Source organism: Pseudomonas sp. IT-P176, assembly GCF_949767245.1.
GTDB lineage: Bacteria > Pseudomonadota > Gammaproteobacteria > Pseudomonadales > Pseudomonadaceae > Aquipseudomonas.
Genome location: NZ_CATKPN010000027.1, coordinates 58684 through 71525 on the forward strand (window position 1 = coordinate 58684; position 12842 = coordinate 71525).

General features: G+C 61.0%; 10 protein-coding genes and 1 pseudogene. 9 read left to right on the forward strand and 2 right to left on the reverse strand.

Annotated elements, in window-relative coordinates:
- Window positions 1-10 precede the first annotated feature (10 nt).
- From ACM6IP_RS02000 to ACM6IP_RS02040, 9 genes and pseudogenes are all read left to right on the forward strand, one after another.
- Window positions 11-1366 carry a DUF1329 domain-containing protein gene (locus ACM6IP_RS02000; protein ID WP_159996671.1) on the forward strand — a complete coding sequence of 452 codons (1356 nt, stop codon included), beginning with the start codon at window positions 11-13 and terminating at the stop codon, window positions 1364-1366.
- Window positions 1367-1387: 21 nt separating this feature from the next.
- Window positions 1388-3250, forward strand: coding sequence for a DUF1302 domain-containing protein (locus tag ACM6IP_RS02005; protein ID WP_414860848.1), 1863 nt, complete (start codon window positions 1388-1390; stop codon window positions 3248-3250).
- Window positions 3251-3317: 67 nt separating this feature from the next.
- Window positions 3318-5678, forward strand: a complete 2361-nt coding sequence (locus ACM6IP_RS02010; RefSeq protein ID WP_414860849.1) for an efflux RND transporter permease subunit — start codon at window positions 3318-3320, stop codon at window positions 5676-5678.
- A gap of 14 nt (window positions 5679-5692) precedes the next feature.
- Entirely contained in the window at window positions 5693-6664 is a 972-nt protein-coding gene (locus ACM6IP_RS02015) for a YCF48-related protein (protein WP_414860850.1), read from the forward strand.
- Between the two features lie 738 nt (window positions 6665-7402).
- A pseudogene (locus tag ACM6IP_RS02020) lies at window positions 7403-7489 on the forward strand (LysE family translocator); the annotation flags it as partial.
- A gap of 9 nt (window positions 7490-7498) precedes the next feature.
- Window positions 7499-8233: an SGNH/GDSL hydrolase family protein gene (locus ACM6IP_RS02025; protein ID WP_320332505.1), complete on the forward strand. Its 735-nt coding sequence runs from the start codon at window positions 7499-7501 to the stop codon at window positions 8231-8233.
- A complete protein-coding gene (locus tag ACM6IP_RS02030; protein ID WP_095170735.1) occupies window positions 8226-8654 on the forward strand; it encodes a nuclear transport factor 2 family protein in 429 nt (142 codons plus the stop codon). The genes ACM6IP_RS02025 and ACM6IP_RS02030 overlap by 8 nt, the downstream gene beginning before the upstream one ends.
- Before the next feature lie 104 nt (window positions 8655-8758).
- A complete protein-coding gene (locus ACM6IP_RS02035; RefSeq protein ID WP_414860851.1) occupies window positions 8759-9370 on the forward strand; it encodes a DNA-3-methyladenine glycosylase family protein in 612 nt (203 codons plus the stop codon).
- Entirely contained in the window at window positions 9367-9630 is a 264-nt protein-coding gene (locus ACM6IP_RS02040) for an Ada metal-binding domain-containing protein (RefSeq protein ID WP_414860852.1), read from the forward strand. The genes ACM6IP_RS02035 and ACM6IP_RS02040 overlap by 4 nt, the downstream gene beginning before the upstream one ends.
- Here the strand turns inward: ACM6IP_RS02040 and ACM6IP_RS02045 are convergent, their stop codons facing one another.
- Both ACM6IP_RS02045 and ACM6IP_RS02050 read right to left on the reverse strand, forming a co-directional pair.
- Window positions 9631-11325: a BCCT family transporter gene (locus ACM6IP_RS02045; protein ID WP_414860853.1), complete on the reverse strand. Its 1695-nt coding sequence runs from the start codon at window positions 11323-11325 to the stop codon at window positions 9631-9633.
- A 241-nt stretch (window positions 11326-11566) separates the two neighbouring features.
- Window positions 11567-12811, reverse strand: a complete 1245-nt coding sequence (locus ACM6IP_RS02050; protein ID WP_414860854.1) for an MFS transporter — start codon at window positions 12809-12811, stop codon at window positions 11567-11569.
- Between the last annotated feature and the right edge of the window lie 31 nt (window positions 12812-12842).

A 12842-nucleotide genomic window follows, 5' to 3' on the forward strand; every position in this document is an offset into this window, starting at 1 on the left:
CGTGAATAGCATGTTCAAACGGACTTTGCTGTTTAGCGCCCTGCTTGCATGCTGGGGCCTGAGCACGGCACAGGCGGCCACTTCAGCTGAACTGGAGCAACTCGGCAAAAAACTCACCCCCTTCGGTGCGGAGCGGGCTGGCACCGTGGATGGCAGCATCCCGGCCTGGGAGGGAGGCCTGGCCCGTGCCCCGGCTGGCTGGGAGCCCGGCCATGGTGACCCCTATGGGGCTGACAAGGTGCTTTTCAGCGTCAATGCACAGAATCTCGCTCAACATCAGGCAAAGTTGCCCGCCGGACAGATTGAACTGATCAAGGCCTATCCCGGCTACCGCGTGGACGTTTATCCGACCCATCGCAGTTGCACCTTCCCGGACGCCGTGGCGCAGCGCACCAAACAATTCGCCGCACAGAGCAAGGTTGGCGCTGACGGTTGGCAGTTGGAAGCCGCGGCCGGCGAAGCGATTCCGTTTCCGCTACCGGCCAGCGGTGTCGAGGCGATGTGGAACTACAAATTGCGCTACATCGCCAAGGGTCGGCAATTCGATGCCGCGTTTCTGATGCGGGACAAAGGGGGGACGCTGACACAAGTCGAGCAAAAATCCTACGAGTTCTACCCCTATAACGACCCGGCCGTAAAAGCCCCGGCAGATACCGGCAATATCGAAGCCAAGCTGATGTATGACCTGCTTTCACCCTCGTCCCGGGCGGGGGAGATGTACCTGGTGCATGCACAATTGGATAAGCCGCAGGATGCCTGGATCTACTTCCCTGGCCAACGCCGCGTGCGGCGTGCCCCCTCCTTTGCCTACGACAACCCGATTGCTGGCTCCGACAGCCTCTACTACGTTGACCAGATCAATATGTACACCGGTGCGCTCGATCGCTACGACTACAAGCTGGTCGGCAAAAAGGAAATGATTGTTGCGTACAACTCTTACAAATTGGTCGATAAGTCGAACCGCTATGAGCAGTTGATCGGTCAGGACTACCTCAATCGTGACGTGCAGCGTTACGAGCAGCACCGGGTCTGGGTGGTGGAGGCAACGGTGAAAGCTGACAAGCGTCACTCCCTGGCCAAGCGGGTGTTCTACTTCGACGAGGACAGCTGGGCATTGCTGCATGTCGATATGTTCGACGCCAAGGGCAATCTTTGGCGTGCCCAGGAAGGCAGCGTCTGGGCCAATCCACAGATCCAGGCATGCACCTCCATCGAGTACGTCAGCTATGACCTGATCGCCCGTCGCTACATCGCCGACGGCTTTACCCAGGAAGGCAAGGTGCTCGACCTGACCGCAGGCCTCGAAGGCCGGGTCAACGACAAGATGTTCAACTCCGACGAACTGCGTCGCCGCGGCGAACGTTAAGTCCGACCTGAGGAAAAGCTCATGCATAACAAAAATAAAGGCGCGGCCCCTGCCGCGCCGGGCTTCCCGCGTGTCAAAAACAACCTGACCCTGCTGATGATGGCGGCCTGCGGCCTGGTCTGGAGCGCGCCGGGCCACGCGTTTCGCTTCGGCTCGGACGCGGGGATATCCGGCAGCCTGGATTCGAGTCTGTCCTATGGCTTCGCGCAGCGCCTGGAGTCGCAGGACTGCCATATCCTCGGCGGCGATAGCGGTGGCTGTAACAACGGCACCCAGACTCAGACCGGGCGCTTCTACAATCTGAGCAAAGGGAATGGCTACGCCAACGCCGATATCAGCTACAGCAATGCTGACGATGGCAACCTCAACTACAACAAGCACGATGTCTTCTCGCACGTGATCAAGGGCAACCATGAGTTGAGCCTGAAACTCGGTGAGGGTTGGAGCGCACTCGGCCGGGTCGCCTGGGCGAAAGACTTCAAGATGGATGACACCCGAAACACCGAACTGGATGACGACGCCAAGCGGGAAGCCACCGAGCGCCTGGAGTTGCTCGACCTCTGGGTGGCGAAGAGTTTCGACCTGGGTGAGATGCCAGCCAAGGTCAAGGTCGGCAACCAGGTGATCAGCTGGGGCGAGGAAATCTTCGTGACCGGTGGCATCAACCAGATCAACGCCATCAACCTTGCGAACTACCACACCCCCGGCACCCAATTGAAGGAGGTGTTCATCCCGGCACCTATGGCTTCGTTCAACCTCGGGCTGAGCGAGACCCTCAGCGTTGAGGCCTACTACCAGTTCAAGTGGAACGCCTATGGCATCGACCCGGTGGGCACCTACTACTCGGGGAGCGATGTGGTGGGTGAAGGCAATCTGCCGATCTACCTCTCGACCAGCTTCGTCAACAATGTCTACAGCCCCTTGCTCGGCCTGACTTGCGCCGACCTGACGCCCACGGGACGCTGCGGCGCGCCAGGCATCAGCGGCCTGAGCGACGAGCAGATGTTCGCCACGGGGCTGGCGATTCCCTACGCCGGCAGGCATGAAGCGAAAAACAGTGGGCAGTACGGCATCGCCCTGCGCTGGACGGCGGAGGAGATCGAGACCGAGTTCGGCGTGTTCTACCAGCGCTACCATGACAAGTTGCCCTTCGTCGGCTACACGGCCACCCGCTCCCCCGATACCCTGCTGGTCGACAACTACTTCATCAACTATGGCGAAGACAAGAATCTGTTCGGCCTGTCGATGAACACCATGGTCGGACCGGTAGCGGTCGGCGCGGAGCTGTCCTACCGGCCGAACGACAGCGTCAGCATCGACCCTCTGGTCCCCTTTGGCGCGGCCTTCACCGGCCGGTTCAATGAATTCAGCGTGTACGACAACGGCGTCAGCAAGGGCTATGTCGAAGAGAAGAAATGGCAGGCACATGTGAATGCCGTCTACAGCTTCTCGGCTAGCGACCCGCTGGGTTTCATTCCAGGGAGCCTGGGCGCCTCCGACGGCTTCCTGCTGACCGAGGCGGTCGTCACCCACTACCCGGATCTGGACACCTCGGGCGAGACGCCATACCTGCTCCCGGACTATTCACTGCCGGACAAAACCTCCTGGGGCTACGTCGCCGAGATGGGCATCAACTACCCGAATGCGTTCGGTAGCGGTATCACCCTCACGCCGCAGCTGGACTTCTACCACGACGTCAACGGCACCACGCCGAACGCATCGCCGTTCGTCGAGGGCCGCAAGTCGCTGACCAGCGCCTTGCTGTTCAACTACCGCGACCGTTGGAAGGGTGGCCTGCAGTGGGTGCAGTACTGGGGCGGCGGCGACAACAACCTGATGACTGACCGCGATTTCATCAGCGGCAACATCTCCTACTCGTTCTGACCGCCGGCGCAAGGCGGGCCAGTCCCGCCCTGCTCCGTTCGCTTGGTAATTTCAGGAAGGCATAACCATGCTGACTTCCCTGGTGCTCGGCCTCGAGCGCTTCTTCTTCCGTCATCGTCTTGCCACCCTCGGCGTGCTGGCCTTGATTACCCTGGTGATGGGCGGCTTCGCCGCGCAGCTGCGCATGTCTGCCGGCTTCGACAAGCAGCTGCCGCAGCAGCACGAGTTCATCAAGACCTTCAACCAGTACCGCGACGTGCTGTTCGGCGCCAATCGCATCATCGTGGTGCTGCACGCCAAGGACGGCGATATCTGGAACAAGGAGGCGCTGACCAAGCTTAACGACCTGACCCAGACCCTGTTCTTCATGCCCGGCATCGACCGCCGCACGGTGACCTCGCTGTGGACCCCGAACACCCGCGCGGTACAGATTACCGAAGAGGGCATGAAGGCCGAGGATGTGGTGGGGGGCGACGTCACCGTGGCCACTCTGAACGACCAGGCCATCGCCGGCATTCGTGAGCGCACCCTGGTCGGCGGCTTCGTCGGCAGCCTGGTGGCCAACGATTACTCCGGGGCCATGGTGCTGGCCGAGCTGGCCGATCCTGACCCGCAGACCGGCCAACGCCTGAACTACCTGGAGTTCAGCCAGCGCCTGGAGGACGAAGTGCGGGCCAAGTACGGCGACGACCAATACGAGGTGCAAATCATCGGTTTCGCCAAGCAGATGGGCGACATCGGCGCTGGCGCCACGTCGGTGATGGGTTTCTTCGCCCTGGCGTTCCTGCTCACCGTGCTGGCGGTCTATTGGTACACCCGCTCCTGGGCGTTGACCTTCCTGCCGCTGTGCTGTTCGCTGGTGTCGGTGGTCTGGCAATTCGGCACCATCACGCTGCTCGGCTTCGGCCTCGACCCGCTGGCAATCCTGGTGCCTTTCCTGGTGTTCGCCATCGGCGTGTCCCATGGCGTGCAGCAGGTCAACTTCATCTCCAAGGAGATCTGCGCCGGCGCCGATGGCATGACCGCCGCGCGCCGCAGCTTCTCCGGCTTGCTGATTCCCGGCACGCTGGCGCTGATCACCGCCTTCGTCGGCTTCGCTACGCTGGTGCTGGTGCCAATCCCAATGATTCGCGAACTGGCGATCACCGCCTCGGTTGGGGTGGCCTACAAGATAGTCACCAACCTGATCATGCTGCCGGTGCTGGCCAGCTATTTCCGTTTCGATCAGACCTATGTGACACGCGTCGATCGACTTCGCCGCGGGCGTGACGGCGCCATGCTCAAGCTCGGGCGCATCGCCGAGACGCGTAATGCGGCAATCGGGGCGGTGCTGTGTCTGGTGCTGCTGGTCGCCGCCGTGTGGCAGAGCCAGGGTCGGCATGTTGGCCATGTCCTGCCGGGCGCGCCGGAGCTGCATATCGACTCGCGCTATAACAAAGACGTGGAAAGCGTGGTCAGCCATTTCGGTCTCGGCCTGGATCTCTTCACAGTCGCGGTGGAAACGCCGAAGAACAGCTGCTATCAGCACGAGGTGATGGCCTACATCGACCGGCTGACCTGGTACCTGGCCAATGTGCCGGGTGTTCTCTCGGCGCAGTCGTTGCCTGTACTGACCAAGCTCTCGGCCTCCGGAGTCAACGAGGGCAATCCGAAATGGGTGGCGCTACCGGCGGATGAGCTGTCACTCGGTGAAGCGGTACGCCAGGTACCCGAGGGGCTGCGGCTGTACAACGCAGACTGCAGCTTGCTGCCGGTCAACCTGTATCTGGCCGACCACAAGGCCAGCACCCTGAAAAGCGTGGTGGAGGCCGTTCAGCAATACCGCGCCGAGCACCCAATGGTGGGGGTAAACGTGCGCCTCGCCAGTGGCAATGCCGGGGTGCAGGCGGCCACCAACGAGATCGTCGAAAGCTCCGAGCTGCCGATGATGCTCTACGTCTACCTGACCATCGTGCTGCTGGTCTTTGTGGTTTACCGCGACTGGCGAGCGATGGTCGCCTGCTGCCTGCCGCTGACCTTGGCCACCTTTCTCGGTTACTGCTTCATGAAGGCCCTGGATATTGGCCTGACTGTCGCCACTTTGCCGGTGATGGTGCTCGCGGTCGGCATCGGCGTGGATTACGCCTTCTACATCTATAACCGTCTGCAGTTGCACCTGGCTGAGGGGCTGGACATCGCCAACGCCTTCAAGCTGGCGCTGCGCGAGGTCGGCGTGGCGACCATCTTCACGGCCATCACCCTGTCCATCGGTGTGGCCACCTGGTCGTTCTCGGCGCTGAAGTTCCAGGCTGACATGGGGCTGCTGCTGACCTTCATGTTCATGGTCAACATGCTGATGGCGATTACCCTGTTACCGGCCATCGCAGTGATGCTTGATGTGCTGATTCCGCGTCGGGGGCCGGTTTGCGCGCCTCTGGTTGCGCACTGATTGGAGGACACGAAATGCCCAAGAGAGACTTCACTCCCGTGCGTTTGCTGCTGGTTTGCGCCTTGCTGGCAGGCGCCAACATGGTCCTCTACAGCCGTGCCGCTGAACGGACTCCCGCCATGCGCCAAGCCCAAGCACAACACGCCCCGCTGGTGGCGGTGAGCCAGGCCGGCGAGCGCCTGGTCGCGGTGGGCGATTATGGCGTCGTGGCGCTCTCCGACGGGGGGCAGGACTGGCGGCAAGCCAGGGTGGTTCCTGTCGATACGCTGCTGACCGCGGTTAGTTTCGCCGACGCGCAAAATGGATGGGCGGTCGGTCACGGAGGAGTGCTGTTGCACACCAGCGATGCTGGCGAAAACTGGACTCTGCAGCAGCGCCTGGAAGACAAACCCGTACTGCTTTCCGTCTGGTTCGAGAACACCCGCCACGGCATAGTCACCGGCGCCTATGGCTACGCCAGCGAGACCCAGGATGGTGGTCAGAGCTGGCAACGCCTGAGCCTGGGTGCGAACGATGATGACTATCACCTCAATCACATCTTCTGCGCACCGGATGGCAGCCTGTTCATCGCCGCGGAGGGCGGCAACGCGTACCGCTCGCGCGACAACGGTGTGACATGGGAGACGTTGCATACCGGCGTCAGTGGCTCGTTATGGAGCGGCATCACATTGCGCGACGGCCGCGTGCTACTGGCTGGCATGAGCGGGCGGGTGCTGCTCAGCGAAGACCGCGGCGATTCCTGGCGCGAGTTGGACAGCGGCAGCCAGGAGGCGATCACCGCCTTGATCCAGTTGGTCGATGGCCGCGTGGTGGTGGTTGGTAATGGTGGGCTGGTGAGCGTCGCGGATGCTGAACTAAAGCATTTCAGTAGCGCGATTCGTGAAGACCGCGTGAACCTTTCTGCGCTGCTGGCTGTGGATGACGATCAACTGACATTGTTCAGTCCACAGGGTGTGTTGCATCAGCGGCTGTCATCGCGGCAATGAGTTGCTCAGGCCGACACAGTACCTGTACAGACGCGGCCATTTGCCTTGCGGTGATCCCATCGAGTTCATCGCAAGGCCTGTCTTAATGAAGCGATTCATTCAAGGCGAAATGAATCGCCTCTAGTTTCGTAGACACTTTTGAAGGCAGGTTGGACTACCCCCTGAACGGTAGACACCTCCAGGCCTTGAACTGAAGCCACTGGACAGTGCCCTGAGCAACCAGCGTTAGGCGAGTGATCGTGCCGTTGCGCAAATCACAGGCGCTGTCTCACGCCTTCATCTACACCGCTGTGACAAGGGCGCAGGCGCCGGTGATCCCGATGGGCTATGTGAAGGCTGCAAGGAAAGCAGTTACGAATGCACCTAAATGGGTGTCCGGTTTCATTTGACCACTACAATATGGACACAGGGAAACTCCGCCGAGCGGATTCGCGAGTAGCAGCCCTACACCTGCGCGCGCTGCTGGAATCCGAGTGGCTTGATCTTTTCCTGTTTTCCACGATGCAAGGATTTGACCAAACGTTTGTAAAGACACAGCTACCAGAGCGACAGATGCATTTTTAGCCGCGTACGGCGCCCCTCAATGATCTGGGCCGATGATGACCTGCTCTGAGCGGTTAGCAGTGTTGCGTACAACAACCCCACATGACCGACAATTTTCACTCGCCGATGAAGTTTATGGATCGAAAGCCTGCTCCTCAGTGCTACGAAAGTCAGGATGGACGCCCGCGCCCCTGCCAACCCCGTGGCAAACGGATTTTCAACCGTTGCTGCGCCGGGCTGTTGGCGGCGGCGAGTGTGCTGTTGATGGCGCGTCGGACGTGAGCCTCGGACATGTCTGAACCCTTGAGCAAACTGCTGCTGGGGCCCCTGCTCCTACTGCAAGGTCTCTACGTCCGGCGGGTCACCCCGCGGTTGCCGGAAGCCAGCGGTGCACGCCAGGGCTTGACCGGCAATGGTGTGCGCCTGCGCTTGCTGATAGTCGGGGATTCGGCCGTCGCCGGGGTGGGTGCCGCGACCCAGGACCAGGCCCTGAGCGGGCAACTAGTTGGACGGCTGGCTGCAGACTTCCAGGTGAGCTGGCAACTCTGGGCACAGACCGGGCTGGATTCCCAAGGCCTGCTGGAGCTGCTCGAAGCCAAGGACGCGGAGCCCTTCGACGTGGCGGTGCTGGGCATTGGGGTCAACGATGTCACCAGCAGCCTTGGCGCCGATCAATGGCTGGTGCGGCAACAGCGCTTGCTGGGGTTGTTGAGGGACAAGTTCGCAGTGCAACAGTTGATCATTTCCCCGCTGCCACCGATGCATCTGTTCCCGGCATTGCCCCAGCCTCTGCGCTGGTACCTGGGCAACCGGGCCAGGCGTTTCAACCAACGACTGGCCACCCTCACCGCCGCCCAGCCATCCTGTAGCCTGCTGACCCTGAGCCTGGCCCCGGAGGCCGGGATGATGGCCGTCGACGGTTTCCATCCCGGGCCGATGATCTACAGTCTCTGGGCAGAGCACGCCGCCCAGGCCATCACTGGGCGACGGCACAACAATAAAAACCCAGGAGTCGAACATGTCTGAACTCAAGCTGCATCCCAACGTCGCCGCCACCCTGGCGCAGTGGCACGCCATGCTCGATAAGGGCGACTTGCGCGCCCTGCCCGAATTGCTCGCTACCGAAGCCGTATTCCGTTCGCCAATGGCCCACACGCCCTACCCCGGCGCGCCGGTGGTGGCGATGATCCTCAACACGGTGTTCCAGGTGTTCGAGGACTTTACCTACCACCGCGAACTGGCGAGTGCCGACGGATTGAATGTGGTGCTGGAATTCAGTGCCCGGGTCGGCGCCAAGCAACTCAAGGGCATCGATATGATTCGCTTCAACGAGGAGGGGAAAATCGTCGAGTTTGAAGTGATGGTGCGACCGATGAGTGCCTTGCAGGCCCTGGGTGACGAGATGGGCCGACGTCTTGCTGCGTACCTGGCTGCGAGCAAGGCCTGAGCAGCAAGGCGCCATTGCGAATTTGAGCGCAAGACCCCGGGTGCACGGTGGCGGGCGGACGACTAGTCTGTCCACCAACCCCTCACTCCTGACCCGGATGACCCATGCCCTATCACCGCGCCCGCCAGTTCCTCGCCGCCCTCGACGACGACTGGGCGCGGCATATCGCGGCCATCGGCCCATGCCTGCATCAACCCCAGCCAACGCGCGATCCCTACGAAGCCCTGGTGCGGGCGATCGCCTATCAGCAACTGCACGTGCGTGCCGGCGATGCGATTGTCGGGCGCTTGCTCGCGCTGTTCCCCGGGCAGCCCTTCCCCACTGCTGCACAGTTGCTGGCCAGCGAGTTTGACGACCTGCGCCGCTGCGGTTTTTCCGCGAGCAAGATCGCGACCATCCAGGGCATCGCTGGCGCCACGTTGAGCGGCGTTGTCCCGGACTACCCCACGGCGCAAGCCATGGACGACGAGGCGCTGATTGCGCGCCTGACGCCGTTGCGTGGGGTTGGTCGCTGGACCGTGGAGATGCTGCTGATCTACACCCTCGAACGCTCGGACATCCTGCCCGCCGACGACTTTGGTGTACGCGACGGTTACCGCCGCCTCAAGGGCCTGGAGCAAACGCCCACGCGCAAGCAGATGCTCGACCTTGGCCAAGCCTGGAGCCCGTATCGGACGGTTGCCGCGTGGTATTTGTGGCGAGTGCCCAGGGGATGAAAACCTACTGGCTGCTCAACGAACAACGGCATAAGATCGCCAGCCCGGTGCCCGGCCTGTTGGGCGGCCACCGGCGCTCGAAGATCTACGGTCGCCTGGATTGCCCAGGCGCCTTGCGTGCCATCGCCCGGGGCGGCTACGTCATTCATCGGGTGTTTTTTGCCGATGAGGCAGCCGCCCTGGCGGCCGGTTTCCGGCCGTGTGCGGGGTGTTTGCCAGAGGCTTATCGGGCGTGGAAAAACGCCCGACAACCGCTCTGATCAGTAGGCTTCAGCTACCGGAAAAGGCACACGTTTACCCGTTACCACTTCAGGTTCACGTCGTTCTGCCAACGCAGCGTCCTGCTCCGATTTCGGCTGCGGTGCCGGGGTACGGTAGGCCACGGCCGGCATCTCCTGGCGCAAGCTGTGGATCAGGCTGTAGCAAATGACCAACAGCAGCATGGCGATCGGCAACCCTGCGGCAATACTCGCCATTTGAATCGCTTTCAATCCGCCGGCCAATAACAACCCCGCCGCAATGGCGCCTTCCAACAGGCACCAGAGCACCCTGATCCACTTCGGTGGATTGGTGCTGCCCAATGCGCACAAGGTACACAACACCTGGGTCCCGGCATCGGCGGTGGTGACAAAGTGCACCCCGAGCAACACGCAGACCAGGATCGACAGTGCCGCGCCGACCGCAGGGCCATCGAGCACTTGCAACAGGGTGAACATGGCCGCCGTGGTTTCTTTTTTGGTCGCCAACAGCACCGTGCCACCGCTGAACGGTGCTTGCTCCTGCACCACTTCCTGAGCCGCTACCGACTGCTGATAGGCTTGCCGATCGAGTTGCTCCTGCTTCAGGGAAGCACCACCAAAGACCGACATCCAGAGGATGGTGACCATGGTCGGCACAATCAACGCACCCACTACCAGCTCACGGATGGTCCGGCCTTTGGAAATTCGTGCGATGAACAAGCCGACAAACGGCCCCCAGGTCATCCACCAAGGCCAGTAGAACGCGGTCCACCAGTTTTGCCATTCGCTGTCTTTCTGGGCATCCATCCAGAAACTCAGGCCGACGATGTTCTGCACATAATCGCCGGTGGATTCGAACATCAAGTTCAGAATGTAACGGGTTGGACCTAACAGCAGCACCGCGAGCATTAACAGGAAAGACAAATACATATTAAGGGTGGAGATGCGCTTCATCCCCTTGGACAATCCCACCAGCAAGGAAACGCAGGCGAGAATACTGACCACCAGGATAATCGATAACTGCAGGCCGATACTCACCGGGACATCAAACACTTGATGTAAGCCGGTATTGATCTGCGCCACACCCAGGCCCAGTGACTGGGAAACACCAAAGGCGGTGATCACCACACCCATGATATCGACCACATGGCCGATCCAGCCGTAGATGCGGTTACCGATCAACGGATAGAGCAACGAACGCAGCGCCAGCGGCAAGCCCCGGCGATAGGCAAAGTACGCTAGGCCCAGGCCGATCATGGAAAAGATTGCCCACGGGTGCAGGCCCCAGTGAAACAGGGTGATGCGCATGGCGATGCTCGCCGATTCGTCGGTCAAACCCTTGGAAAACGGGTTGTCGGCGTAGTGCAGCATAGGCTCGGCAACCGACCAGAAGATCAGGCCGATGCCCATGCCGGCGCTGAACAGCATGGCGATCCAGGACGCGAAGCTGAACTCTGGCACATCCTCGTCGGCGCCCAGCTTGAGGTTGCCAAAGCGACTGACGGCAATATAAGCCAGCACCCCAAGTACAGCACTGATCAACGTGATGTAGTACCACTTGAAGTTGTACAGGATAAACCCGGAGGCCGTTTCAAACGCCTTGGCCGCTTGTTCATCTTGAACGGCACAAAACAGTACAAACAGGATCACGCCAACTAATGAAGCCACCGTCACTTTCGGATTCAAGCCTTTCAACATGCCAGATTGCGCACGCATTTTATTCCCCTTTTGTTTTTGTATAAGGGTGTAGAGAGTGTTCTGGAGTCAGGCGCTTGACGGGTTATTCAAAGCCCCGAAAAACAACGCTGTTCATCCGATGATTATTCCAGGCGTGTTTATCCTAATTACCACTGGCAAGATGGTGGAAACCCCACCCGCCTTCAAACCATTTTTCGTCACCGATTCATGAGAAAAACGCATCGATCAAAACCGTCGCTGTCCTCCCTGGCGACGGCACTTAGTGCCTTGCCGATTGCTCTACCGGCTCTGCCACCGCCACCCAGTTCGAACTTGCCAGACCATCCGGCGTGAGCGGTTGATGCAAGGGCGCGTCCGGGTTCAGGTGCAGACCGCTGACTCGCGTCTGGGTCACGCACAAGGCCAGCAACAGCGCACAACCGGCGTGGAAAAAATACAGGCTGGAGGCGCCCGCATATTCCATCAATAAACCTGCCACCAGCGGCCCGATACAGGCTCCGACGCCGAAGGTGATCAACAGCATGCCCGAGAGGGACACTCGCAAGCCTGCCTCCATATTGTCGTTGGCCAGCGCCACGCCCAGCGGGTACAGGCAAAACTGCAGGAAGCCAATCGCCGCGCCAAACAGCAACACGGTGCTGAACGAGGGCGACTGATTAAACCCCAACGGCAGGCTGGCCACGAGAAGCACCACCGCCACCCCACGGATCAGGCTCGCCCGTGGCAGCCGGTCCGAGAGCCAGCCCAGCGGTAACTGCGCCAGCAGCCCGGCGCCGATGGTCAAGGCCATGAACTGCCCGACCTGCGCCGTATCGAGTCCCTGCTTGCTCGCATAGATCGCAGCCAGGCCGTAGAAACTGCCATTGATCATCCCGGACACCAGGACGGTCACCAACGACTGGGGAATCCGCCGCACAAACAACCGCACATCAATCGCCGCACTGGGCACCACGCTGGGATGGGCGCTGCGGGTCAGCGCCACTGGCACCGAGCACAGGGCAAACACCATGGCCACGCCCAATAGCGCACGAATGCCCAAGCCGGTATCGAGGGTCAGGGCCAACTGGCCGAGCATCATGCCGACGTAGCTGGCAACCATGTACAGCGCCAGTACCGCGCCACGTTGCTCGGTGCGGGCCTGATCGTTGAGCCAGCTTTCGATCACCATCAGCTGGCACATCATCGCCAGCCCCACCAGCGCCCTGAGCAATAGCCAGAACGGCAGTGAATGACTGAATTCATGGGCCAGCACCGCTGCGGCAATAATCCCGGCGCACGCTGCATAGGTACGAATGTGCCCAACCGCGCCGATCAGCCAACGCCCGACCCAACCGCCCAGGACCATGCCCAGGGCATTGGCGGCCATCAAGGCACCGCCGGCCGCCTCGCTCCCGCCCATGCCACTCAAGCGCAACGCCAGATAGGTCATCAGCAGGGTCGAGCCCAATTGCATCAACAAGCTGGCCAGGTAAAGGGCCCCGAAAGTTCGCGTCAGTCCAAGCACGGTGCGGATTCCAAGAAGTCCAAGGGAGGGA